The organism is Fulvivirga lutea (assembly GCF_017068455.1).
Taxonomy (GTDB): domain Bacteria; phylum Bacteroidota; class Bacteroidia; order Cytophagales; family Cyclobacteriaceae; genus Fulvivirga; species Fulvivirga lutea.
In genome coordinates, this window is the sequence record NZ_CP070608.1 from 482501 (window position 1) to 506924 (window position 24424).

At 36.3% G+C, this 24424-nt stretch carries 23 protein-coding genes and 2 tRNA genes; 8 read left to right on the top strand and 17 right to left on the bottom strand.

Features of this window, described 5'->3' with window-relative positions; all coding sequences use genetic code 11:
• Nucleotides 1-102: 102 nt before the first annotated feature.
• The 5 genes from JR347_RS02325 to rpmH are packed head-to-tail and all read right to left on the bottom strand — an operon-like array spanning nt 103 to nt 3514.
• On the bottom strand, nt 103-615 hold the full coding sequence (locus JR347_RS02325) for a DUF2480 family protein (RefSeq protein WP_205722449.1): 513 nt from the start codon (nt 613-615) through the stop codon (nt 103-105).
• 13 nt (nt 616-628) lie between these two features.
• Nucleotides 629-1306 carry a tRNA (adenosine(37)-N6)-threonylcarbamoyltransferase complex dimerization subunit type 1 TsaB gene (tsaB, locus tag JR347_RS02330; protein ID WP_205722450.1) on the bottom strand — a complete coding sequence of 226 codons (678 nt, stop codon included), beginning with the start codon at nt 1304-1306 and terminating at the stop codon, nt 629-631.
• Entirely contained in the window at nt 1303-2943 is a 1641-nt protein-coding gene (locus JR347_RS02335; protein ID WP_205722451.1) for a S41 family peptidase, read from the bottom strand. The genes tsaB and JR347_RS02335 overlap by 4 nt, the downstream gene beginning before the upstream one ends.
• Complete coding sequence (gene rnpA / locus JR347_RS02340; RefSeq protein ID WP_205722452.1) at nt 2936-3301, bottom strand: ribonuclease P protein component; 366 nt, start codon at nt 3299-3301, stop codon at nt 2936-2938. Before rnpA ends, JR347_RS02335 begins: the two co-directional genes overlap by 8 nt.
• 57 nt (nt 3302-3358) lie before the next feature.
• On the bottom strand, nt 3359-3514 hold the full coding sequence (gene rpmH / locus JR347_RS02345) for a 50S ribosomal protein L34 (protein ID WP_205722453.1): 156 nt from the start codon (nt 3512-3514) through the stop codon (nt 3359-3361).
• Nucleotides 3515-3638: 124 nt separating this feature from the next.
• On the opposite strand from rpmH, the gene JR347_RS02350 reads away from it, so the two are divergent.
• On the top strand, nt 3639-5342 hold the full coding sequence (locus JR347_RS02350; RefSeq protein WP_205722454.1) for a M61 family metallopeptidase: 1704 nt from the start codon (nt 3639-3641) through the stop codon (nt 5340-5342).
• Here JR347_RS02350 and JR347_RS02355 read toward each other — a convergent pair.
• The 4 genes from JR347_RS02355 to JR347_RS02370 all read right to left on the bottom strand — a co-directional run bounded on the left by JR347_RS02355 (nt 5339) and on the right by JR347_RS02370 (nt 7787).
• Nucleotides 5339-6334, bottom strand: a complete 996-nt coding sequence (locus JR347_RS02355) for an adenosine kinase (protein WP_205722455.1) — start codon at nt 6332-6334, stop codon at nt 5339-5341. The genes JR347_RS02350 and JR347_RS02355 overlap by 4 nt on opposite strands.
• A gap of 67 nt (nt 6335-6401) precedes the next feature.
• Entirely contained in the window at nt 6402-7283 is an 882-nt protein-coding gene (locus JR347_RS02360; RefSeq protein WP_205722456.1) for a glycerophosphodiester phosphodiesterase family protein, read from the bottom strand.
• A gap of 143 nt (nt 7284-7426) precedes the next feature.
• A tRNA-Val gene (locus JR347_RS02365) sits at nt 7427-7501 on the bottom strand.
• A gap of 211 nt (nt 7502-7712) precedes the next feature.
• A tRNA-Val gene (locus tag JR347_RS02370) sits at nt 7713-7787 on the bottom strand.
• Nucleotides 7788-8201: 414 nt separating this feature from the next.
• Between JR347_RS02370 and JR347_RS02375 the strand changes: the two genes are divergently transcribed.
• Nucleotides 8202-10442 carry an AsmA-like C-terminal region-containing protein gene (locus JR347_RS02375; protein ID WP_205722457.1) on the top strand — a complete coding sequence of 747 codons (2241 nt, stop codon included), beginning with the start codon at nt 8202-8204 and terminating at the stop codon, nt 10440-10442.
• Here the strand turns inward: JR347_RS02375 and JR347_RS02380 are convergent, their stop codons facing one another.
• On the bottom strand, nt 10443-11432 hold the full coding sequence (locus JR347_RS02380; protein ID WP_205722458.1) for a UDP-glucuronic acid decarboxylase family protein: 990 nt from the start codon (nt 11430-11432) through the stop codon (nt 10443-10445).
• A complete protein-coding gene (locus JR347_RS02385) occupies nt 11425-12738 on the bottom strand; it encodes a UDP-glucose dehydrogenase family protein (protein ID WP_205722459.1) in 1314 nt (437 codons plus the stop codon). The genes JR347_RS02380 and JR347_RS02385 overlap by 8 nt, the downstream gene beginning before the upstream one ends.
• Before the next feature lie 161 nt (nt 12739-12899).
• On the opposite strand from JR347_RS02385, the gene JR347_RS02390 reads away from it, so the two are divergent.
• The 4 genes from JR347_RS02390 (at nt 12900) to hpf (ending at nt 15674) form a co-directional block, all read left to right on the top strand.
• Nucleotides 12900-14069: an acyl-CoA dehydrogenase family protein gene (locus JR347_RS02390; protein ID WP_317192610.1), complete on the top strand. Its 1170-nt coding sequence runs from the start codon at nt 12900-12902 to the stop codon at nt 14067-14069.
• A 133-nt stretch (nt 14070-14202) separates the two neighbouring features.
• Entirely contained in the window at nt 14203-14397 is a 195-nt protein-coding gene (gene rpsU, locus JR347_RS02395; protein WP_205722460.1) for a 30S ribosomal protein S21, read from the top strand.
• Between the two features lie 70 nt (nt 14398-14467).
• Complete coding sequence (locus tag JR347_RS02400) at nt 14468-15349, top strand: tyrosine-type recombinase/integrase (protein ID WP_205722461.1); 882 nt, start codon at nt 14468-14470, stop codon at nt 15347-15349.
• A 28-nt stretch (nt 15350-15377) separates the two neighbouring features.
• Nucleotides 15378-15674: a ribosome hibernation-promoting factor, HPF/YfiA family gene (gene hpf, locus JR347_RS02405; protein WP_205722462.1), complete on the top strand. Its 297-nt coding sequence runs from the start codon at nt 15378-15380 to the stop codon at nt 15672-15674.
• A 51-nt stretch (nt 15675-15725) separates the two neighbouring features.
• Here the strand turns inward: hpf and metK are convergent, their stop codons facing one another.
• From metK to JR347_RS02420, 3 genes are all read right to left on the bottom strand, one after another.
• Nucleotides 15726-16979 carry a methionine adenosyltransferase gene (gene metK / locus JR347_RS02410; RefSeq protein ID WP_205722463.1) on the bottom strand — a complete coding sequence of 418 codons (1254 nt, stop codon included), beginning with the start codon at nt 16977-16979 and terminating at the stop codon, nt 15726-15728.
• Between the two features lie 86 nt (nt 16980-17065).
• Nucleotides 17066-17773, bottom strand: a complete 708-nt coding sequence (locus JR347_RS02415; RefSeq protein ID WP_205722464.1) for an SAM-dependent methyltransferase — start codon at nt 17771-17773, stop codon at nt 17066-17068.
• A 1-nt stretch (nt 17774) separates the two neighbouring features.
• Complete coding sequence (locus JR347_RS02420; protein ID WP_205722465.1) at nt 17775-18536, bottom strand: alpha/beta fold hydrolase; 762 nt, start codon at nt 18534-18536, stop codon at nt 17775-17777.
• Nucleotides 18537-18633: 97 nt separating this feature from the next.
• Here JR347_RS02420 and JR347_RS02425 point away from each other — a divergent pair, with 97 nt between their 5' ends.
• Nucleotides 18634-20343, top strand: a complete 1710-nt coding sequence (locus JR347_RS02425) for a TolB family protein (RefSeq protein WP_205722466.1) — start codon at nt 18634-18636, stop codon at nt 20341-20343.
• Here the strand turns inward: JR347_RS02425 and JR347_RS02430 are convergent, their stop codons facing one another.
• Entirely contained in the window at nt 20344-20892 is a 549-nt protein-coding gene (locus tag JR347_RS02430) for a DUF2911 domain-containing protein (protein WP_205722467.1), read from the bottom strand.
• A 138-nt stretch (nt 20893-21030) separates the two neighbouring features.
• Here JR347_RS02430 and JR347_RS02435 point away from each other — a divergent pair, with 138 nt between their 5' ends.
• Nucleotides 21031-22662: a M28 family metallopeptidase gene (locus JR347_RS02435; RefSeq protein ID WP_205722468.1), complete on the top strand. Its 1632-nt coding sequence runs from the start codon at nt 21031-21033 to the stop codon at nt 22660-22662.
• Nucleotides 22663-22666: 4 nt separating this feature from the next.
• Here the strand turns inward: JR347_RS02435 and JR347_RS02440 are convergent, their stop codons facing one another.
• Nucleotides 22667-23716, bottom strand: a complete 1050-nt coding sequence (locus tag JR347_RS02440; protein ID WP_205722469.1) for a mechanosensitive ion channel family protein — start codon at nt 23714-23716, stop codon at nt 22667-22669.
• 43 nt (nt 23717-23759) lie between these two features.
• Entirely contained in the window at nt 23760-24410 is a 651-nt protein-coding gene (gene plsY, locus JR347_RS02445) for a glycerol-3-phosphate 1-O-acyltransferase PlsY (RefSeq protein WP_205722470.1), read from the bottom strand.
• Nucleotides 24411-24424: the final 14 nt, after the last annotated feature.

Here is a 24424-nt window from a genome sequence, read left to right on the forward strand (position 1 = left end):
TTTCTAACCCCTCCTTCCAACACCTCAAACCCCTTTCTTCTAAAGAGGACTGCAAAGGTAACACCTTATACATTACCCGCAACTATTTAGAAGAAAATAAATTTATTTCTTTGGCTTTTTGTAAAGTGGCACTGTGCTACAAGGCTCACCGTACATAATACTGGAAGCAACTGGCCTCAATAATTTTGTAATCTCTACATATGCATTATTGGGCACAGGGTATTTACTGCAGCCTTTAACAACTACTCTGGCATCTACAAAATCATTAATATTAACCTGACGTAACGCTTGATTGAAGAGGTAAATGCTTAAATCTTTTTCACCACCCAAAACTATGTTTTTGGCATAAGGCTCCAGCGCAATAGTAACTAGCATGTAAGCCCATGTTGGTATTATAGCGTCAGCAGAACAATGTACGGCTACATTTTTATCTTTATACTGACTCCAATCATGCTCTTTAACAAACTGCCTAAATTCTTTTTCCTTTAATATCATTTCCTGAAAAAGCCAATCTTTTAGATCTAGCAATTTAGATTCAGATGTATCAAAATAATCTTCCAGGTTAAAGGTTATTAATCCGCTATTAGCAACTCTATTTACAATTTCTTCTTGCATATTTTGATGAACACTAAAGCATCGATTTTGGTTTGGTTGCCTTGAACTCTTTTAAATAAAAGGGTTCAAAATAAGCAACATCTTCAAACACGTTATTCTGAAATTTTTCAAATGCTAAGGATCCAATATATTCTGCGTCTGGATAAACAGAATCAATAAAGAGTGCATTAAGGCTTTTAGTAATTTCCCGGAATTTTTTAGCCCCATCTCCAAAAAAGATTACTTTATTATTTTGAAGATGATCAGCAAAAGAGTTTTCATCTAAAATAACCGGTGATATTGGGTTTAAAACATGAAGGTCGGAAGTAAAAACAGAGGCATATACTTCCATTCTTCTTGCGTCTAACATTGGACAAAGTAAATGCTTATGAATATTGATAACGCCTTTGGCCATAGCTGTAAGTGTTTCTACTGAAATGAGAGGTATATCCAAAGCATAACATAATCCCTTAGCTGTAGAAGTGCCTATTCTTAACCCTGTATATGAACCTGGCCCTTTGGAAACGGCAACTGCTGACAAATCTTTTAAAGAAATATTAACAAGGTTAATAAGGTTATGTATGGCCTCATTTAAAACAGAAGAGTGGCTCTGTCCCTTTTGAATTGAAATCTTACCGATTAGCATATCATCAGCATGCAATGCAACTGAACATATTGGGGTAGCTGTTTCTATACTCAGAATTATGCTCATTTTTTTGTTAGAGTATAGTTGTATTTATCCGGATTCTGCAATCTAGATTTTGCCGTTAAAATAACTTGATCGTCAACTATCGCTCTTTTAATAGCACCTTTACCAAGCTCATTACGAAGTGCTATCTCTTTCTCTAGCTCTTTCTTGATTTGATTTTTATGGATGATAATATCCCTGTTTTTATTAAGTCCAACATCTGATTTCAATTTTTGAATATCTGATTTAATATCATTGAAGTATTTTTCATTCTTTGAATTCGCTATCAACTCATTTAATTCATCTTCTACATTCGTTGAATACTGAAGCTTCATGTTATCTATCCATTCTCTGAATTTAGTATACTCTTCTTCACTTAAGATGTAATCTTGCTTACCAGTATTTTGACTGACATATTTATTTGCGTAATGAAATATAAAGGCTTCTGAAATTAATTCAATTGTAATAGCAGAGTAAGTATCCCCTTTAACTTTTACATCCGGTTTCAACCCCCCTCCATCATACACAATTCTTCCTGCCCTAGTTCTAAATTCCAATTTAAGTGAATCGGGTGTTTTTACAGCCTCACCATTTTCATCTCTATGAACATAATCAAGGGCTTGAATACATCTGCCACTTGGAATGTAGTATTTGGCCGTTGTAATTTTTACCTGACCCCCATAAGATAATGGACGAGTTGTTTGCACCAACCCTTTACCAAATGTTTGGCCCCCCACTAAAATACCTCTGTCGTAGTCTTGAATTACTCCCGCCACAATTTCTGATGCTGATGCGCTTTCTCCATTAATTAGAACTGCTAGTGGAATATCTTCATCGATTGAGTTATTCAATGTTTTATACTTGCGGTTCCATTCTTCAATTTTACCTTTCGTTTCAACTACAAGCTTATTTTTGGGAATAAAAACATTCGTAACGTTTACTGCTTCACTTAATAAACCTCCAGGGTTATTTCTTAAATCAAGAATTAAAGATTTTGCCCCAATAGATTTTAAATTTTTCAATGCCTCCTCTACTTCTTTTCCGGCACCTGAGGTAAAATCCTCTAAGTAGATATAGCCAACATGATCATCAACCATACCATAATAGGGCACATTATTAACCTTGATTTTTTCGCGCTGAACTGTAAAGGATAGAGTGTCTTTATTACCGACTCTTAGCGCCTTAATTTCGGCTCCTGTTCGTGGTCTTCCCTTCAATAAATTACTAATCTTTTCAACAGTGGCATTCTTAACTAATTCTTCATTTATTTTAACAATGCGATCTCCGACCTTAAGACCTGCCCGATGTGCTGCAAATCCTTCATAGAGCATGGAAATATAAATGCCGCTATCTAAGGAGCTAATCTGGGCGCCAATTCCAGCATATTCTCCGGTTGTAGTAGTTCTAAATGATTCAACTTCTTTTTGCGGAATATAATTAGTGTACGGATCTAATGACTCTAACATACCATCAACAGCTACATTTAGTAATTCTTCAGGGTCTGTTTCGTCTACATAAAATTTATCTACTTCCCTGAAAAGAGATGCGAATGTGTCTATGTTTTTAGCTATTAAAAAATATCTATCCTCTACTTGAATAAGTGCGGTTAGCAAAACCGAAATGATTATGAGTGAACCTATTATGTATTTTTTCTTACTCATTTATTGATTCTCGCACTAACTTTTGGATTGATGATAAAACGGCTCTTTCTATCGGATCGTACGTTACTAATTTTTTAGCCGTATAAATATAACCAATAAGAAATTTGTTGTTATTCAATAAAAGATGTTTGTGATTGCGATAAGCTTCTCGAGTTCTTCTTTTCAGCTTATTTCTTTCCACCGCCTTCTTGAATATTTTCTTTGGAACAGAAACCAGCATCTGATTAGTTTCCACTTCGCTGGAAACAGAATAATAAACCTTAAATGGGGGTAAATAAAAATAGGAGCCCTTGCTGAAGAGCTCCTCTATTAATTTTTTCTTATGAAGCCTTTCGGCTTTTTTAAAGGTTTTTTTCATTTTCGGCAACTAACGTTTATGCCGAGATGAAGTAATCAACCTCTGCTTTTAAACAGTTTATTTGTGCGACTTTTCGCTAGAAACAGTAAGCTTCTTTCTTCCCTTAGCTCTTCTTCTAGCTAATACTGCTCTTCCGTTCGGAGTAGACATTCTTTCTCTGAACCCGTGCTTATTTTTTCTTTTTCTCTGCGATGGTTGAAATGTTCTCTTCATCTTCTTATAATTTAACCTTTTTAAAAGGCTCTAATTCCACATTCGATTTTTAATGGGGTGCAAAGATAATTAGCTTTTTATTAATTGCAAATAAGAATATATTTTTGTTTACTACAATTCCACTATGAAATACTCTATAAAACCTGAATCGCCATTATCACATATTCTCATTATTGAATTAGAGTTACAGATAACTCAAAATTCAATGATTGATTTTAAACTTCCAATTTGGAGGCCTGGAAGATACGAAGCTGCAAATTACTCAAAGAATATACAGAAAATAGCTTTTGAGGATGAAGATGGTAATGTTTTAAGCTATCAAAAGAAGAATGCAAGTACTTGGAGCATTTCTGCACCAAAAGGAAAAGTGAAAGCAAGGTACAGGTATTTCGCATATCAAATGGATGCTGGCAATTCCTTTTATAATGAAGATCAGCTATACATCAATTTTGTGAACTGCATACTTTATTCTGAACAGCACTTAGAAGAAGAATGTATAGTTACTATAGAATTACCTTCGGATTACAAACTAGCTTGTGGCCTCAATAAACGAGGTGACAATTTAATTGCAGAAAATTATCATGACCTAGCGGATAGTCCTTTAATTGCAAGCACAACATTACAGTGCTGGAATTATGATGTTAACGGTTTGCCCTTTGCTATTTGGTTTCAAGGAAATCATAATTTAGAGAAAGATAAAGTGGTATCAGACTTCAAAAAATTCTCTGAATATCAGGTGAATGTTATGGGTGATTTTCCTAGAAAAGAATATCATTTTTTGAATCAAATTACATCCTACAAGCATTATCATGGAGTAGAACATGGGAACTCTACTGTTATATGCATTGGGCCTGGAAATGAATTGGCTAAGCCTAACCTGTATAGCGAGTTTGCTGGTGTAAGTTCTCATGAACTCTTTCATGCGTGGAATATTCTGAAAATACGGCCGAAAGAAATGATGCCCTACGACTTTGGCAAGCCTCCCGTTTTCCCAACTGGTTTCGTGGCTGAAGGGTTTACAACTTACTATGGAGATTTATTTCTTGTTCAATCTGGCGTATTTGACTACGAATGGTATTTCAATGAACTGAATACCCTGTTTCAGCGCCATTTTCATAACGGAGGACGACTAAATAATTCTGTGGTAGATTCTTCACTTGACTTATGGGTAGATGGGTATCAAGTAGGCGCCCCTAATAAAAAGAGTTCTATTTATGTGGAAGGAGCAATGGTGGCACTTACACTTGACCTTATGATAAGGACAAAATTCAGCAGTGAAAAAAGCCTAAATAATGTGATGAGGGTTCTGTGGAATGATTATGCAAAGAAGAATATAGGCTATAGTATTGATGATATTCAGAAGATTAGTGAAGATGTATATGAAGAATCTTTGGAGCAGTATTTTCAGGATTACGTTTATGGAGTAAAGGATAAGACAACATTAATTTCTGATTTATTAAAAGAATTAGGCTGTGAATTATCTGTAAAGCCTAATCAAAATTTTCTTGAAGGCTGCCTTGGATTAAAAACTACAGAGCAAGATGGGGCTTTGGTTGTAATGTCTATTGAAGAAAAATCATTGGGAGAACAATTCTTTTCATTTAAGGACAAGATAAAGAAGATTAACAATGAAAATGTTTCGAAGGAATCAATAAAAGAGTTGAAACCTGGTACTTATAAATTTTTAGTGGAGAGACAAAATGAAGAGATTGAGTTTGAAATAAATGCTACAGATAGTTCTTATTTGAAAGTGCGGAAAATTGAGAAACTAAAAAATCCTTCCGCAAAGCAGAAGGATTTATTTGAGAATTGGCTAAACCTTTCTTAAGGATTTAAATGCTTAAATACTTCTTTTGCCTCATGCCATTCCAAACGAGGGCCAAATTTTGAAACAACCTTAGATGAAGCCAAACTGGCCAATTTACCAGCATCAGCATATGAATGGCCGTTGGTTATTCCATAAAGGAATGCTCCTGCGAACATATCGCCTGCGCCATTTGTATCTATTGCTGAAACTTTATATGGTTCAATATCTATATAGGTATCACCATCAAAAATCATAGCGCCATTGGCACCTTGTGTGATGGCAAACCTTTTAGCTACTTTTTTTAATTCTTCTCTCGCCTCATCCAAACTATCTTTTCCAGTGAATAGCATAGCCTCTTCTTCGTTACAGAAAAGTAAATCCACACTTGCCCCTACAATTTCTTCCATCTGTGGTTTGAAATATTTTACCATACTTGGGTCAGAAAATGTCATGGCAACTTTAACTCCATTTTCCTCTGCTAACTTTTTAGCATATTTCATGGCCTCTTGCCCGGATTCTCCCGGAACTAAATAACCCTCCATGTAGAGATATTTAGAATCTTTCAGCGCAGCCTCGTTTACCTGATCTTTAGAGAAAGTAGATGTTATACCAAGAAAAGTATTCATTGTTCTATTGGCATCCGGGGTTGTCATTACCAAGCATTTGCCAGTAATTCCTGCTGGGGCTTTTTCAAAGATTAGTGTCGTATCAACTCCATTTTCTTTTAAATCATCCAAGTAAAATTTACCCATATCATCTTGAGCTACTTTACAGGAATAATAACTTTTCCCACCAAACTGACTCACAGCTATGATAGAGTTTGCGGCAGACCCACCGCATTGCATATTACTAGTAGGTAAATGTATCGCATTCACCAGCTCATGCTGTCTGGCCTCATCTACAAGAGTCATTAACCCTTTTTCAACGTTAAACTCCTTTAAAAAATCGTCCTGAACTTCAGTTACTATATCTACCAAGGCATTGCCGATGCCATAAACGTCATACTTCTTCATTTTCTAATATTAAAAATTGAGGCGCAAAGATAGGTTTGTTCGTCAACTAATGAAATGAAAACCATAGTTATGGCTTTGTAAGGCCGATTGATTTAGCTCGATTTGGATAATCAGTTATGAGGCCGTTAACCCCCAAACCAACAAGCTTTTTCATATCATCGATTTCATTCACAGTCCAAGGTATCACTTTCATTCCCAATTGATGAATTGCTTGGATTGAATTTTTACCTATCAACTTATAATAAGGACTGTAAATTTCCGGAGTAAAACCAAGTTCCTTTATATTGGCTTTGGGTGTCCTTATATTTTCTATTAGAACTGCTAACTGAACTTCCGGGTACTTATCATTCCAATATCGTAATGTTCTGAAATCAAAAGATTGGATAGTTACCCGCTCCCAAGGCAGGTATTCATCAATTAACTGGTAAACAATATCAGAAAATTCAGAAAACGGAGGATGATATTTATTATCCCCTTCCTCCGTACTTTTTATTTCGATATTGTAATTGATTTGTTTATGAGTAACACCTTTTGAATGCCTTTCGGCCAATTTAATTACTTCAGCTAGTAGTGGTTTTGAAACTTCCATTTTCACTTGTTCAGGGAAACGCCCATTACCCATGGAGCCACAATCGAAGTCTTTGATCTCATAATAAGTGAGATTGTAAATGTTATACTTCTCTTTATCATCAGTAAGTTTTTGTCCTTCTTTATTCATGCATATTTCATGTGACATCCAAGGCTCATGCGAGACTAGTACCTGTTTATCTTTTGTAATCACAACATCGAGTTCCAAAGTAGTAACTCCCTGATCCATAGCATATAAAAAAGCCGGAATGGTATTTTCAGGCATTATGCCTCTTGCGCCACGATGTCCTTGAATATCAATGCTTTGACTCATTGTAGTATGAAAAAACAATATTGAAAATAGTAGTGCTGGAATTCTCATTCAAATAAACGTTTCGGTAAATCTAAACTAACGAAACGTGAAGCATGAATTTTTGAGATTAATCTTTTATTAAAGAAGTGGGATATACTGGATTCGAACCAGTGACCTCTGCCCTGTCAAGGCAGCGCTCCCAGCCTGCAATGTAGGAAGTACCGGATTCGAACCGGTGACCCCCGCCCTGTCAAGGCGATGCTCTAAACCAACTGAGCTAACTTCCTATAAATTTCGGCTGGCAGGTAAACCCTGTCTGCCGACAGGCAGGCAACTGAGCTAATATCCCTTTAATACCTTGAAGTTAAAAAATTGGGCATAAAAAAAGACAGTCCTTTAACTGTCTTTTTTGTGTTCGAACCTTAGGTCCACATCTATTTCTTGGTTCGATGTATTGTAAAATAAAAAAGGCTATCAATATTTGATAGCCTTTGAATGTGGGCGCTGAGGGATTCGAACCCCCGACCCCCTCGGTGTAAACGAGGTGCTCTGAACCAACTGAGCTAAGCGCCCTATTCTTAATAATTACGCGCTTTTGCGTAAGGGAATGCAAATGTAATATAGTTTTGTTTTTATGCAAACACTTTTTAATTGAAAACATAAAAATTTCTTTGTCATCGTATCGTTAGACCATAACAATTATATTAGTCTAAAATTTAAACGACCTAATTCTTTTATCCCAGATTGTCTATTCTCAAAATTTTAAGAAAAGCCCTCATTGTTTCTACGCTGCTATTCGTAGCTATAATTTCTATAGGTTCGATTTATATTTATTACAATCAAGATAAGATCATTCAAAAATTTATCGCACAGATTAATCAGCACCTTAACACAAAGGTTGAAGTTGGCAAAATTTCAGTTTCACTAATAGAAACTTTTCCCAGACTCACGGTTCAATTTGATAATGTTAAAATGCATGGTAGTCTGATGAGTGACAAAAAGTTACTAGATGCCGAGAAATTAAGCTTTACTCTTGATCCGATCCAAATAATAAACAATCACTATGTAGTTGAAGGTATTTGGATTAAAAATACAAGCTGCAATATCGAGATAAACTCAAAAGGAGAAGTTAATTATTCCGTACTTAAAAAGTCTGAAAACACTAATAGCTCTTTTAAAATCGAGTTGTCTTATGTGCATTTAAGTAACGTGAATTTTTCTTACCTCAATGAGCAATCACAGAATGAAGTTTTGCTTAAAACAGATGAGATGAAAGCAACTATAATTGCTGAAAATAACCTCTATGATATTTCTGCCGAAGGCAACTTAAATATTGATCATATAACCATTAATAGAACGGATTATCTAAATGGAAAATTGGTTAACGTCAATTCCAAATTACTTTATGATGATTCTCAAAAATCATTGGAAATAAGCCCGAGTAATTTAACCATTCAGAATTCAGAATTTGAAACATATGGTAACTATCAGTTTAAAGATAATCGTAACCTAAAGCTTTTTCTGGAAGCCAAAAACACCGATATAAAATCTATTGCCAACTTATTGCCAGAAAAAGCATCGAAACAATTGGCTCAATATCATTCCAATGGTAATGCATACTTCGATCTTTCATTAATAGGTGACTTAAATAGTAAAAGTGGCCCTGAATTAACCATTCATTTTGGACTTACCGATGCTCAGATTGATTATGAAGCAAAAAATGTATCTATTACAAATACCAATCTAGAAGGTTTTTATAGCCAACCTAAACTTTATGATAACAAAACGGCATTACTAGAGCTGAAAAATGTAGACGGGAATCTTGATGGAAGGCAGTTTAAAAGTAACGTCATTATTAAAGATTTAAATGATATACATCTGAACCTGGATTTTGATGGATCGCTGGCAACACCGGAATTATTCGATTTTCTAAAAATAAAAGGAGTTTCTTCAAGCAGTGGATTATTGGATGTAGATATTCATTTCGATGGAAAATTAAGTGACTTAAAATCAAAGGAATTAACCAAAAGAGTAAAGACAAATGGTCAAATTGAACTAAATGATATTACTCTTGACTCCGGTTTATTCAAATATCCAGTCAATAAATTAACCGGCTTGCTATTAATTAACCAAAATGACATTGCCATCAACAATTTGAGCGGTTTATATGGGGGCTCAGATTTTAAGCTTAATGGTTATTTTAGAAATATTATGGCATATCTATTACTGCCAAATGAGCCAATTGGTATAGAGGCAACTTTTCTCTCACATCAATTAGATTTAAATGAACTTCTCGCCAATAAAGATAATTCTGCCAGTAACTATACCTTTAAATTATCACCAAAACTTAGACTCAACCTTAATTGTAAGGTAGATGAGTTAAACTTTAGAAGGTTAGAAGCAAAAGATATCAATGGGTCAGTTTTGATTAAAGATCAAATGCTAAGCACAGATAATATTTCGCTAAAAGCGTTAGGTGGCAATATAACATTGGCGGGCTTAATAAATACTCAGAGCCAGAATCAAATAACGATTGATAGCGAAATAGGCCTAAAAAATGTAGCTATCGACAGTGCATTTTATGTGTTTGAAAATTTTAATCAGAATTTTCTAGAAGAAAGACATTTAAAGGGCTTAGTAGATGCCCAAATTTCTGCATCGCTGGCACTTGACACTCTACTCAGTCTGGACTCCAAAAGTCTTGTTAGTAAAATAACTACCACAATTAAAGGCGGTGAGTTAAATAATTTTGATCCATTACAGAAGTTAGAAAAGTATGTAGATGCTGAGAAATTGAATCATTTAACATTTTCAGACATTTCCACGGAAGTACTGATAAAGGATGAAACGGTTTATTTGCCGGAAATTGAAGTGAATTCTAATATTAGTTCTTTTAAAATATCGGGTACCCATACATTTGACCAACATATTAATTACAAGGTTGTAACTCCACTAAGAAGAAAAGAGAAACATGATAAAGATGAGGCCTTTGGTGCTATTGAAGAAACAAATACAGGCAGAACATTATTGCATCTCAAAATTACTGGAACCACAAGCAATTATGAAGTAGGTTACGACAAAGAGGCTGTAAAGAATAAAATCGTTTCGGACCTAAAAAAAGAATTTGAGGAGCTAAAAGAGGCCTTTAAAAACAAAGGATTAAAAGAAAAGAAAAAAGTAGAATTAGAAGAAGATGATTATTTCGATTGGGAGGAAAATAACAATTAGCTATTTCCTAATATACCCTTCAAAATCATTGTGTTCTTTCGAGTAAAGCTCTTCTTCCGATAGTGATTTAAAATAGTCGTAAGTAATTTTCAAACCCTCCGCTCTACTAACTTTAGGTTCCCAACCTAATATTTCCCTGGCTTTATCAATGTTTGGTTGGCGCTGCATTGGATCATCCTTTGGAAGATCTTTATAAACCACTTTTTGCTTTGTGCCTGTTAATTTAATTATCTCGTCAGCAAACTGAGAGATGGTTATTTCATCAGGGTTACCAATGTTTACCGGATAGACATAATCACTGAAAAGCAGTCTGTAGATGCCCTCAATTAAATCATCAACATAACAAAAAGAACGTGTTTGTGATCCATCTCCAAATACGGTTAAGTCTTCACCACGAAGTGCCTGGCCGATAAATGCAGGAAGTACCCTACCGTCATTGAGTCTCATTCTTGGACCGTAAGTATTGAAAATCCTTACAATACGTGTTTCTAAATCATGATAGGTATGATAAGCCATCGTCATTGCTTCTTGAAAGCGCTTTGCTTCGTCATACACACCTCGTGGGCCTATTGGATTCACGTTACCATAATACTCCTCCGTTTGCGGATGCACCATAGGATCTCCATAAACTTCTGAAGTTGAAGCAATTAGCATTCTTGCGCCTTTTGCCTTTGCCAGACCCAACAAATTATGAGTGCCTAATGAGCCAACTTTTAAAGTTTGGATTGGTATTTTGAGGTAATCAATAGGACTGGCAGGAGAAGCAAAATGAAGTATATAATCTACCTCACCAGGAACGTGAACGTATTTCGAAACATCGTGATGATAAAATTCAAAATTTTTGTTACCAAACAGGTGCTCAATATTTTTGATATTGCCCGTGATAAGATTATCCATGGCAACAACATTAAAACCTTCAGCAATAAATCTATCGCAAAGGTGCGAACCAAGAAATCCTGCAGCTCCTGTTATAAGTACTCTCTCAGCCATTAATTGTTGTTCTCCCGATGCTATAATAAGCAAATCCTAATTCACCCATGTCATCTGGATTATAAAGATTTCTGCCGTCAAAGATAACTTTATTTTTAAGTGCGGAATGAACCCTATCGAAATCAGGGGTTCTGAAAACAGGCCATTCGGTTGCAATAAGTAATGCATCCGCATTTTCCAAAGCGCTATATTGATCATCACAATAGACTATTTTATCTCCGATCTGCCCTTTCACATTTTCCATTGCCTCAGGGTCATAAGCTTGAACTTTAGCCCCTGCTTTTACTAGTTCATCAATATTATACAATGCTGGAGCCTCTCTAATATCATCCGTGTAAGGTTTAAATGATAGCCCCCATAGTGCAATGGTTTTTCCTTTAAGGTCACCCGCGAAATAGTTCTTAATCTGAGGAATAAGTTTTGTTTTCTGCTTGTCGTTAACATTCATAACTGCGTTAAGAATGTCAAAATCATAATTAACTTCTTGTGCAGATTTTGCGAGGGCCTGAACATCTTTAGGGAAACAACTACCACCATATCCAATACCAGCAAATAGGAACCTTTTACCAATTCTAGTATCAGTTCCCACACCTTTTCTTACTGCATCAACATCTGCTCCAAGAAGCTCACACATGTTGGCAATTTCATTCATGAAAGTAATTTTCGTAGCAAGAAAAGAGTTTGCTGCATATTTTGTTAGTTCGGCAGATTTCTCATCCATATAAATTACCGGATTGCCTTGTCTAACCAATGGCGCGTATAGCATATCCATAATTTTCTTCGCTTTTTCCGATCTTGTGCCCACTACCACTCTATCAGGTTTCATGAAATCCTCAACAGCTACTCCCTCTCTTAGGAACTCAGGATTAGAAACTACATCGAAATCAACTTTAGCATTTTGCTTTATCTTCGCTGTTACTTTTTCAGCGGTACCAACAGGAACTGTACTCTTGTCTACAATAACAGCGTAATCCTTTAATAACGGACCTAGGTCATCCGCCACTTTTAAAATATATTTTAAATCAGCCGATCCATCTTCACCAGGAGGTGTAGGGAGAGCAAGAAAAATAACTTTTGCTCCTTCAATGCCTTCCTTTAAATCTGTAGTAAAATGTAGGCGATTCTGTTTAATATTTCTCTCAAATAAAGCTTCAAGACCTGGCTCATATATTGTTATTTTACCATTATTTAAGCTTTCTACTTTCTTTTCATCTATATCAATACAAGTAACAGTATTGCCCGTTTCAGCGAAGCAAGTTCCCGTTACTAATCCTACATATCCTGTTCCTACTACAGCTACTTTCATAAATTTTCAATTTTATAAACGGCTGCAAAAATAGGTTTTTAAATGTATAAATGCCCTTAAGTGGAGCAACTTTTCTGTCTTCATTTCGTTACCAAACTAACATTCGTTTGGGTAAGTGTTGAGATTCTTTAATTTTGCAGACCTAAATAACATAATTAGCAATGAATACTGTTTTAGAAGCACCTAACGGAATAGCCTTCCAAGAAAATGAAAATCAAAAAATGATCGCTCAGATGATCAAAGATTTTGGTGAGAAAGAAATTAAGCCATATATGATGGAATGGGATGAATCACAGGAGTTTCCTGTGGAACTGTTTCATAAACTTGGTGAGCTTGGATTAATGGGAGTGCTTGTGCCACAAGAATATGGGGGCTCAGGATTTGGTTACCATGAATATGTAACCGCCATTGTTGAACTTTCTAAAGTAGATAGCTCCATTGGTCTTTCTATGGCGGCTCATAACTCTTTATGTACAGGACATATTTTGCAGTTTGGTAATGAAGAACAAAAACAAAAATATTTGCCAAAACTTGCCAGTGGAGAGTGGATTGGTGCCTGGGGCTTGACCGAGCCAAATACTGGGTCTGATGCTGGTAATATGCGTACAGTTGCTGAGGAAGATGGTGATTACTACGTACTAAACGGAGCAAAGAATTTCATTACTCACGGTAAATCAGGAAATGTCGCTGTAGTAATTGCCAGAACAGGTAATGTTGGTGATTCTCATGGGATGACTGCATTTATTGTAGAAAGAGGAACGCCCGGTTTTTCAGGCGGCAGAAAAGAAAACAAGCTTGGAATGCGAGCTTCAGAAACGGCTGAGATGATATTTGAAAATTGCCGCGTTCATAAAGATCAAATTTTAGGAAAGGTTGGTGAAGGCTTTATCCAATCTATGAAAATATTAGATGGTGGTAGGATCTCAATTGCTGCACTCAGTTTGGGTATCGCTCTTGGTTCTTATGAGGCTGCCTTACAATACTCTAAAGAAAGAGAACAGTTTAATCAGCCGATATCAAAATTTCAGGCAATTGCCTTTAAGTTGGCAGATATGGCCACAAAGATTGAGGCTGCCAAATTATTAATCATGCAGGCATCTGAATTAAAGAATCATGGAAAGCCTATGACTAAAGAATCTGCGATGGCTAAATATTATGCTTCCGAAATTGCTGTTGAGGCGGCTAATGAGGCGGTACAAATCTTTGGTGGTTATGGCTTTACGAAAGATTACCCAGTAGAGAAGTTTTATAGGGATGTGAAGCTTTGTACTATAGGTGAAGGAACATCAGAAATACAGAAACTCGTCATATCGAGAGACCTTTTAAAATAACTTACCTTTTATTAAGCAATTAGGTTTTATAGATAAGTGGGGTGCATGCTCCACTTATTTTTTTGATTATTTTCTAATTACATACAAAAGCTCTAAGTTTGCAGACCAAAATGAAGGGAGGTGGTAATATATTATGATAATTATTAACGTAAAAGAAAACGAATCTATTGACAAAGCTCTTAAGAGATTCAAGAAGAAGTTCGAAAAAACAGGTGTTTTGAAAGAACTTAGATCTAGAACTTTCTACGAAAAACCTTCCGTAAAGAGACGATCTGAAATTATTAAAGCAAAATACATTCAGGATAAATACGCTGAAGAAAATTACTAATCTTCGCAGCATTCCTGCATTAATTAATTAAATTAGTACTACCACGATTGGAGTTGGTAGTACTTTTTTTATGCAGGAAACTTTTGTCAAATACCTACAGTATGAGAGGCGATACAGCCGCCATACAATCCAATCTTATGAGACTGACCTCTCACAACTTGCTTCGTTTTTATTAAAAGAATTTGAGCTATCTGATCTTTCGGAGGCTAATCACTCACTGATACGATCCTGGATTGTCAATCTTGTTGAATCAGGCATACAACCCAAGTCCATAAATAGAAAAATCGCATCTATTCGTGCCTATTATAAATTCCTTTTGAAGCAAGGTGTAATAACTAAAGACCCTACATCGAAAGTTAAAGTATTAAAGACAAGTAAGAAACTTCCGCAGTTTGTAAACGAACAGGATATGAACTTACTGCTAGATAATTGTGAATTTGAAGAAGGGTTCGCTGGATTGAGAGATAGACTGGTTCTGGAATTACTTTACGGGACAGGAATTCGGTTATCTGAATTAATTGAACTCAAATCTCGTGATATAAATCATGAAAATGGTACTATTAAAGTGCTTGGTAAGAGAAATAAGGAACGCATTATTCCATTTGCCAAAAATCTAGGTCATCTAATGAGGGATTTTACAGTAGAAAAAAAGAAACTGTTTAATACAGAATTAGAAAGCACTCTGATCGTTACAGATCAAGGAGTGAAGGTTTACCCAATGTTTATTTATAGATTGGTTAAAAAATATTTAAATTTATTTACAACGATAGATAAGCGTAGCCCGCATGTGTTGCGTCACACATTTGCTACGCACCTTCTCAATAAAGGAGCAGAGTTGAACGCTGTTAAAGATTTACTTGGACATACAAGTTTAGCCGCAACACAAGTTTATACTCACAACTCCCTTGAGAAGCTGAAGAAGGTCTTTGACCAGGCGCACCCTAAAGCTTAAATTATTATTAACCCTAAAAAGAACGATTATGAAGCTACAGATTCATTCTATCCATTTTGATGCAGATCAAAAACTTATTGACTTCATACAAAAAAAGACTGATAAACTAGAAACTTTCTACGACCGTATTGTTGACGGTGAGGTCTTTCTAAGAATAAATAATACGGGAATTGAGAATAAAACAGTTGAAATAAAATTAAACATACCGGGCAACCAGTTATTTGCTAAAGAAGAAGCTAAATCTTTTGAAGAGGCTACTGATGAGGCTGTAGAAGCCCTGCGCAGGCAAATACGAAAAATAAAGGTGAAGCAAATGGCTCACTAAACAAAAAGGCTTCCAAATTGGAAGCCTTTTTTTATACTCTTTAGTATTTAATTAAACCCCAAATGCAGATTTAACCTTATCTACGTAGTCAAGCTTTTCCCATGGGAATAGCTCCACTTCCATTTCAATCTTTTCGCCACTTGCCGAGATAAATTCTTTCTTTACCACTTCATTTTCTCTGCCCATATGGCCATAAGAAGCTGCTTCAGAATATATAGGGTTTCTTAGCTTCAGTCTGGTTTCAATGGCGTAGGGTCGCATGTCGAATATTTCACTTATTTTCTTAGCTATCTCACCATCAGTCATTTCTACCTTGGCCGAGCCATATGTATTAACAAATATTCCCATTGGCTCTACAACACCAATCGCGTAAGATACCTGAACTAAAATTTCATCAGCAATACCTGCAGCAACCATATTCTTGGCAATGTGTCTTGTTGCGTAAGCTGCTGATCTATCTACTTTCGATGGGTCCTTACCAGAAAATGCACCTCCACCGTGAGCTCCTTTTCCTCCATAAGTATCAACAATTATTTTTCTGCCTGTTAAGCCTGTATCACCATGAGGCCCGCCAATTACGAACTTGCCTGTTGGGTTGATGTGATATTTAATCTGATCATTAAATAACTTTTGAAGCTCAGGCTTCAATTGAGCCTTAACTCTCGGAATTAATACGTCAACAATATCTTTTTTAATAGTCTTTAGCATTTCAGCTTCAGAAGCAAAATCATCATGCTGAGTAGAAACAACTATAGCCTCGATCCTTTGAGGTGTATTATCATCTGAATACTCAATCGTCACTTGAGATTTGGCATCTGGGCGTAAGTAGGTCAATTCTTTCCCTTCTCTTCTCAGCTTGGCCAGCTCAATCAAAATCTTGTGAGACAAGTCGAGCGCTAAAGGCATATAATTCTCTGTCTCGTTGGTAGCATAACCAAACATCATTCCCTGATCACCAGCACCTTGCTCTTCAGGATTTGACCTGTCAACACCTTGATTAATGTCAGGGGATTGTTCGTGAATGGCAGAGATAACCCCACATGAATTACCATCGAACATATATTCGCCCTTAGTGTATCCAATTTTATTAATCACCTCCCGAGCGATTTTTTGAACATCTAAATATGCATTGGATTTAACCTCACCACTTAACACTGTTAACCCTGTGGTTACCAACGTTTCGCAGGCTACTTTCGAATCTTTATCAAATGCTAAAAAATTATCTATTAGGGCATCTGAAATTTGATCTGCAATTTTATCAGGATGGCCTTCTGAAACTGATTCTGAGGTAAATAAATATGGCATCTATTTTTTATTAATTGTTATCATTATTTGAAGTGCGCAAATTTAGACCAATTAGCACTGATAATAAAATCAATTATCGGCTAAAGTTATTTGCCCGCGTAAAGAAGAAATACTGTGGGTATTTTATGAAGATCAATTTCTCGTTTCTGCCAGTTGGCGGCTGTGTCTGTTACTACAAACTCATCTTTCCCTGAAATATCCTTTGCTACACAAATTTTGGTTGAGGGATGGCACGTCTTGCTTAGCGCAGTAAGCAATTGGTTGTTTCGATAGGGTGTTTCAATGAAAATTTGTGTTTGATTCTTTTTACTGGATTCTGCCTCTAACGCTTTTATTTCCTTTTCTAGTTCTTTCTTATCTATCGGCAGGTATCCATGAAAACAGAACTTTTGCCCATTGAATCCAGAGCCCATTAATGCCATAAGTATCGAAGAAGGGCCAACTAAAGGCACCACTTGAAAGTGATTTTTTTGTGCCCATTCAACAGCCAAAGCTCCAGGGTCAGCCACCCCTGGGCAACCAGACTCGCTTATTATACCAACATTCGTTCCTTTCGATAAAGGTGCCAACAGTTTACCCAACTTTTGGTAATCGGTCTTTTTATCAAGTATCTCAAAATTTAGATCTTCGATAGTAAGCCCTAACTTGAGAGAGCTTATATATCTTCTTGCAGTCCGAACATTTTCAACTAGATAATACTCTGTGTTTTTAATTATCTCTTTTACCTGTTCCGGTATGGTATCTTGTTCAGATTCCGCAATAACCGTAGGTATCAAAAACAACTTGCCTTTCATACTACTGATTTAAAAAGGCTGTAAGTGTTTCCATAAATTCTTCTGGTTTTTCGGCATGTACCCAATGCCCTGCATCTTTAATGGTAACAACTGTAGCACCAGGAAATTTCTCATCGATTAAGGAATAGTCCTTTTCTTTAATATAGCCTGATTTCTCGCCATTGATAAAAAGTACTGGCTTCGACTCAGAAAGGCGGCCATCTAAGCCGGCACCAATTATTTCAATATTTTTAGTTAGTACTGGAAGATTAATTTTCCAGCTAAATCCACTATTATCTCTATTTAAGTTTTTTAATAAGAATTGTCTAACTCCAAGCTCAGGCACGTATTCACTTAGTTCTTTATCCGCATCACCTCTAGATTTGAGGTTGTCTAAATCAAGACTATTTAATCCTTCTAATATTTGATCGTGGTGTACCTCATAACTCTTTGGAGCAATATCAACCACAATTAGTTTTTGCCAATTCTGAGGATTGTTAACTGCATATTGCATTGCTACTTTCCCTCCCATCGAATGACCTATGATAATCGGATCTTCTATTTCGTGCTGATCAATAAAATCACTCAAATCTTTGGCCATAGTTGGGTAATCAAAATCATCACTATGTGGTGATTGCCCATGGTTTCTCTGATCTACAGAATAGACATGATAATCTTCGGCCAAAAGTTTGGCAATTGAGAGCCAGTTATCAGATGAGCCAAACAGACCGTGTAAAATAATTAGCGGTTGCCCCTCACCCAATTCACGATAAAATAATTCCATGCGATAAAAATATTTTTGTAAACTTAATAGAATAAAGATTAACTCTTAATTGGATATACTTTTCATTAATGTCTATATTGAAACAAACCCTGTAAACATGAAATTAGTTAACATAATCCTCTCTTTCGGTCTAATTCTTTTTGGCTTTTTTACAACTGTTGGTCAGGAGCAACTACGAAAGCTGCCACCTAACATTAATCAACCATCGGTGAACTTATATGCGCCCGTAGTGAGCGGAGATGGAGAAACTTTAGTTTACCTCTCTGACTATACAGATGATGGTAGCCTTTCAATGAATTTTACGACAAGAAAGACTATTTCCTCTTGGAATGAACCCACGGAAGTCTCAAAAGTGGTAAATCGTCCTACATTAAATTACCAAGGGGGTTATTGTCTTTCTTTTGATGGGCAATTGCTCATTTTCACTTCCCGCAAATCCGGGCTGGGAGGCTTTGAATTATGGTACTCTGAAAGACAAGGAAACAATTGGGGAGCACCTGTGAACTTTGGAAGACCTATCAATTCAGCAAGCAATGAAGGTACACCGAGTTTATCCCCTGATGGTGAAAAACTATACTTTATGCGTTGTGATGGAATGACTGAGCTCAAAGGTGCAAGGGGATGTCAAATATATGTTTCAACCAAAAAATATGGTAAGTGGCAAGAACCTGAGCCTTTACCTGCCACCATTAATACAGGCAATTCTCAAAACCCTAAAATTCTAGCTGATGGCGAAACTCTTATCTTCTCTTCTGACCAAATGGGAGGTAAAGGCGGACTCGATTTATTCATGAGTAAAAACCAAGGCGGCACATGGACAAAACCTGTTCCTATGGATTTCATGAATACACCTCAAGATGATCAGTTTATAAGCATCCCTTCGAAGGGTAGATATGCATTCGCAGCACAAAACACGGGCAAGGATCATCAATTAGTTGAAGTGTTGTTACCCGATGAGTTTAAGCCTAAGAAAGTAATGAGAATTGAAGGCATTGTAACTGACAAAAGTAGTGGAGAACGTGTGAACGCAAAACTAGTGGCCTTTAATGTAGACCTAAGAGACAGAATCTGGAACGATAACATTGGTGAGAATGGCGAATTTGCCTTGGTTTTAAATGAAGGTAACACCTATGATTTATCTGTATTACACCCTAACGCAAGCTACCAGTATTATTCTAAGATTTACGATTTAGAAACCGTAGGTAGACGAGACAAAGAAAGGCTGAAGATTGAGTTAGTTCCACTGACAAAAGGTTTGGAGTTTCAATCAGATATTTTCTTTAAGGACGCTTCCAGCGAAATTGATGACCGCTCTACGTATGAATTAAGAAGGTTAAGTGATATGATTCGTAGAAATGAATCTATCAATCTCGAAATCATACTGCATCAAACGAATTACAAGGAAGACTCGGTTATGTCTAGCGATGATCTGACAGAAGTGATTGTTGATTCGACTTATATTGAAAAAGTGGTCGCTATTCCTGTTTCGAGTGATGTCTCAAATTCTGATGTCGACAGTTTATTAACAGTTCTTAATGAACCAGATTCATTACACACACCTGTTAAAAATGATAGCATTGGCAGCATTTCTAAGCCACAGACAAAAATTGTGAAAGAATTAGTTATCAATAAAACATACCACAATGACAGAACTAAGGCTCAAGGAGAAAGCATTAAAGCTTACTTTGTAGAAAAAGGTGCTGATGAATCAGCAATAAAAATTAAAACTAAGAAAAGCAAAAGATCAGACGAGCCAGAGGAGGGAGAACAGGATGTAAAAGTGACTATTAAAATTCTTTCGCTTTAATTAATTGGCTTCATGCATTGGCACAACAACAAGAGTTTGATCCCACATAAGGATCATGTCTATTTCGTTGTGCATTTGTTCAAAGTCAATAGTAAACTGCTCAAAAGTGCTCTTGGTTGAGATGGCAGATACTTCTACATTTACTACGTCAGTTGAAGGCTCTCTAGCTGCTTCGCCTGAAAAATTCACTCCCCAACCAGGGATGTTGCTATTAAAAATGATGTTCCAGCTATCTTTTTCAGGAATGGTAAACAACGAATAAGTTCCTTTAGGCAACTTCTCACTTCCAATCATCAAATCTACATTGGTGGTGAAGGTGGTTGGCTCATTGGCTCCGGTTCTCCAAACTTCACCGTAGGGCACAAGTCCACCAAAAATCTGCCGATTCTTTTTATAAGGCCGGCCATAACTCACCTCAATATTTATTGAATCCTGACTATATACTGCATTACCTTCAGGGCTGAAAGACTTAGTATAGATTCTCATACCAATAAATGCAGCTGCTACAACAGCAATTAAAACACCTGCAACAACAATAAGCTTTTTCATAAATTCTTTCTCGTGAAATACAGTTACGCCAATTATAGCCTTTTTGTTGCAATGCAACTATTTAGATGCAATGAAATGGTTATTTTCAACAAAATTTAAAAATTTCATAACTTCAAGGCCCATAAATCTAACTTAACTATGAAGAAATTTTATCTGATTGTTTTATCCGCATTTATTTTCTCGTGCGGGCAGAATCCGAATTTTGAGGAAGCTTACAACAGCATTAATGAGGAAAGTATTAAAGAAAGAGTTTCAAGACTTGCTTCTGATGAATTTTTAGGAAGGAAACCTTTCACGGAAGGAGAAACTAAAACCATCAACTATATAAAAAGTGAGTTTGAAAAAATTGGGTTAAAACCTGGTAACGGTGATAGTTATTTTCAAGAGGTACCCATGGTAGAGCTAACTGCTTCTGTCAAAGATTCTTTAATGACTTTCAAATCCGAAGATTCCAATATAGATCTTACCTATTGGGATGATTTTGTGGCTTTAACAAGAAGGGTTACTGATTCAATATCTGTTATAGATTCTGAGATGGTTTTTGCTGGTTACGGAATAATTGCCCCGGAATATGATTGGAATGACTACGAAGGCATTGATGTAAAAGGTAAAACTGTGGTTGTTTTAATTAATGATCCAGGATTTGGAACCGAGGATAAATCATTTTTCAAAGGCAATGAAATGACCTACTATGGAAGATGGACATACAAATATGAAGAAGCTGCCAGACAGGGTGCTGCCGCACTTATCATCATTCATGAAACTGCCCATGCCAGCTATCCATTTGAAGTGGTGCAAGGTGGTTGGAGTGGCGCCAACCTTTATTTAGAAAGTGCAGATGGTAATATGAGTCGTTGTGCTGTAGAGGGTTGGATTTCTTCTGAAAGTGCCAACAAAATGTTTGCTGCCGCTGGTAAAGAAGGTTATGACTATTATGAAGAAGCGAGAAAAAGGGAGTTTGAGCCTTTTGCACTAAATCAAAAAATGTCTGTTTCATTGAAAAATTCTATCAAAAAATCTGTTTCTAACAATGTTGTGGGCTTATTTGAAGGAACGGAACGCCCTGAAGAAACTATTATTTATTCGGCTCATTGGGATCACTTTGGAATAGGGAAGGCAGTTGATGGTGATTCTATTTATAATGGTGCAGTTGATAATGGAACTGGCGTAGCCGCCATTATTGAAGTAGCTGAAGCATTCACAAAACTAAATACAGGCACACAGAGATCTGTTGTTTTCCTAGCTGTTACTGCCGAAGAACAAGGCTTGTTAGGCTCAGAGCATTATTCTGCTAACCCTATCTATAATCCAGATAAAACAGTGGCTAACATTAATGTTGATGCGATTCGACCCATAGGTAGAGTAAACGATTTTTCGATCATAGGTTATGGACAATCTGAGTTAGAAGATTATGCTGAGGTTGCTGTAAAGAATCAGGGCAGGTACATTACTCCTGATCCACATCCAGAAGCTGGTTCGTTCTTCCGCTCAGACCATTTCAATTTTGCGAAAATAGGAATACCTGCTTTGTACGGAAAAGGTGCATCTGATAGTGATGCCAATGGAAAAGAATGGGGTGAAGAGCAATATGCATCTTACACCAAAAATCATTATCACAAACCTTCAGACGAGTATAGCGATAGCCTTAACCTAGAAGGAGTAGTACTTGATGCGCAAGTATATTTTGAAGTTGGCTATAAGCTAGCTAACGAAGCCACATATCCTAAATATAAAGAAGGATCTGAGTTTAAAGCAATAAGAGAAAACTAAGAGATTAACTCTTTTCATTAATATTCGCCCTGAAAGTTGGAAGACTTTCAGGGTGATTTTTTTGAATATATTTCACCATTTCTTCACGCACGAAGCACCTTAAATCCCACGCTTCCGGAGAGTTTCTGGCGGTCATTAGCATACGCACTTTAATGGTTTTTTCACTAGCATCTGTTACCTGTAAAGATTTCTTATCCTTATCCCAATGCTCACTTCGTTCCAGTATTTTATCGAATTCCTCCCTTAGTTTATCAATGGGTGTAGTATAATCAAGATAAAGAATTGTTGCGCCTAAAATCTGTGATGAGCTTTTTGTCCAATTTTGAAAAGGTGTTTCCGTAAAATAGGTAATAGGCAATACCAATCGCCTTAAATCCCATATTCGAACCACCACATACGTAAGATTAATTTCTTCAATCCAACCCCACTCATCCTCTACCACAACTGCATCATCAATTCTTATTGGTTGGGTAAAGGCTATTTGGATTCCTGCAAGAAGATTTGACAACGTTTTTTGAGCAGCAAAACCTACAATAATACCCGCAACACCTGCTGACGTTAAAATGGTTGCACCATATTTTCTAACACTATCGAAGCTTAATAAAACTATAGCCATTGCAATTAAAGCAACAACCACAATAACCAACTTTCTAATAAAAATAATCTGTGTCAGCGCTTTTCGTTCCTTGATATTATCATCCTTATTCATATCAAACTGTTCGAAAAGAACATCTTGAATAACATAGATCAGCTTAATGATAAGTATGGTAATACTCACCACCACCAAAATCTCTACACAACTCTTTAGCCAGCCTAGTTGATCAGGATACTCAACATCAAGAATAATTCGCATTGCCACGAATGGAATAAAAAGGAAAATAGAATTGTTGAGGCGATTTTTTAATGCCTGAATAAATAAAAGGTCATCGTTTTCAGCATATCGATTAATTATTTTGAAGAACGCCCATCTAATAATAATGGCGCCTATAAACGCAATAATACTGACCAACGCCACCCTGAAATAGGATAATTGAATAAGTTCGTTCCAGCTCATTGGTGAAAATTACTGAAAGAAAGATGCAAATGAAAAATAGAGGCTAGTCCTTTTTCTGGCTTTTGATTATGTAGGTTTTGTTTTCTTCGCCATCCGCAATCCTTTTAATGTTTTTGTTATGTGTCCAAACAATCACTATGAAAAGGAAAAAGCCAAAAATGATTAAAAGGGGTTCGTTGGTTTGAAAGCGAGGAATGAACAGTAAAAATGTAGGAAAAGCTAATGCACTGATAATAGAAGCTAAAGACACGTACTTAGAAATCAATAGTGTTATTATGAATACAACTATGCACAAAAGCGCTACTTCGTAGTGTATAGCTATCATCATACCTAATAAAGTGGCCACGCCTTTGCCTCCTTTAAAATTTAAGAAAGCGGAGAATATATGCCCTTTTACAGCAACAACACCCAATATTAATTTGGCAGTTACTAAATTTTGCTCTTCGATAAAGTTCAGTCTAAACAAAAGAATAGCAATTGAAGTAGCCACCATACCTTTAATGATATCAGCCAGCATAACAATAATGCCTGCACGTTTACCAAGAACTCTAAATGTATTGGTTGCGCCAGAGTTACCACTACCATGCTCTCGCACATCTATCCCATACATTGAACGACCTAACCAAACGGCAGTAGGAATTGAACCTAATAAATAGGCGAGAATAACGGCAATAATTAGTGGAGCTATAATCATTCAGAATTATAAAT

Bases quoted from the DNA above. Each gene is read 5' to 3' on its own strand.
- JR347_RS02380 (WP_205722458.1), bottom strand. From the start codon at position 11,432: ATGGCTGAGAGAGTACTTATAACAGGAGCTGCAGGATTTCTTGGTTCG.
- JR347_RS02400 (WP_205722461.1), top strand. From the start codon at position 14,468: ATGCAGGAAACTTTTGTCAAATACCTACAGTATGAGAGGCGATACAGC.
- rpsU (WP_205722460.1), top strand. From the start codon at position 14,203: ATGATAATTATTAACGTAAAAGAAAACGAATCTATTGACAAAGCTCTT.
- JR347_RS02325 (WP_205722449.1), bottom strand. From the start codon at position 615: ATGCAAGAAGAAATTGTAAATAGAGTTGCTAATAGCGGATTAATAACC.
- JR347_RS02430 (WP_205722467.1), bottom strand. From the start codon at position 20,892: ATGAAAAAGCTTATTGTTGTTGCAGGTGTTTTAATTGCTGTTGTAGCA.
- rnpA (WP_205722452.1), bottom strand. From the start codon at position 3,301: ATGAAAAAAACCTTTAAAAAAGCCGAAAGGCTTCATAAGAAAAAATTA.
- JR347_RS02375 (WP_205722457.1), top strand. From the start codon at position 8,202: ATGAGTGACAAAAAGTTACTAGATGCCGAGAAATTAAGCTTTACTCTT.
- tsaB (WP_205722450.1), bottom strand. From the start codon at position 1,306: ATGAGCATAATTCTGAGTATAGAAACAGCTACCCCAATATGTTCAGTT.
- JR347_RS02440 (WP_205722469.1), bottom strand. From the start codon at position 23,716: ATGAGCTGGAACGAACTTATTCAATTATCCTATTTCAGGGTGGCGTTG.
- JR347_RS02350 (WP_205722454.1), top strand. From the start codon at position 3,639: ATGAAATACTCTATAAAACCTGAATCGCCATTATCACATATTCTCATT.
- hpf (WP_205722462.1), top strand. From the start codon at position 15,378: ATGAAGCTACAGATTCATTCTATCCATTTTGATGCAGATCAAAAACTT.
- JR347_RS02335 (WP_205722451.1), bottom strand. From the start codon at position 2,943: ATGAGTAAGAAAAAATACATAATAGGTTCACTCATAATCATTTCGGTT.
- JR347_RS02435 (WP_205722468.1), top strand. From the start codon at position 21,031: ATGAAGAAATTTTATCTGATTGTTTTATCCGCATTTATTTTCTCGTGC.
- rpmH (WP_205722453.1), bottom strand. From the start codon at position 3,514: ATGAAGAGAACATTTCAACCATCGCAGAGAAAAAGAAAAAATAAGCAC.
- JR347_RS02415 (WP_205722464.1), bottom strand. From the start codon at position 17,773: ATGAAAGGCAAGTTGTTTTTGATACCTACGGTTATTGCGGAATCTGAA.
- JR347_RS02355 (WP_205722455.1), bottom strand. From the start codon at position 6,334: ATGAAGAAGTATGACGTTTATGGCATCGGCAATGCCTTGGTAGATATA.
- metK (WP_205722463.1), bottom strand. From the start codon at position 16,979: ATGCCATATTTATTTACCTCAGAATCAGTTTCAGAAGGCCATCCTGAT.
- JR347_RS02360 (WP_205722456.1), bottom strand. From the start codon at position 7,283: ATGAGAATTCCAGCACTACTATTTTCAATATTGTTTTTTCATACTACA.
- plsY (WP_205722470.1), bottom strand. From the start codon at position 24,410: ATGATTATAGCTCCACTAATTATTGCCGTTATTCTCGCCTATTTATTA.
- JR347_RS02420 (WP_205722465.1), bottom strand. From the start codon at position 18,536: ATGGAATTATTTTATCGTGAATTGGGTGAGGGGCAACCGCTAATTATT.
- JR347_RS02425 (WP_205722466.1), top strand. From the start codon at position 18,634: ATGAAATTAGTTAACATAATCCTCTCTTTCGGTCTAATTCTTTTTGGC.
- JR347_RS02385 (WP_205722459.1), bottom strand. From the start codon at position 12,738: ATGAAAGTAGCTGTAGTAGGAACAGGATATGTAGGATTAGTAACGGGA.
- JR347_RS02390 (WP_317192610.1), top strand. From the start codon at position 12,900: ATGAATACTGTTTTAGAAGCACCTAACGGAATAGCCTTCCAAGAAAAT.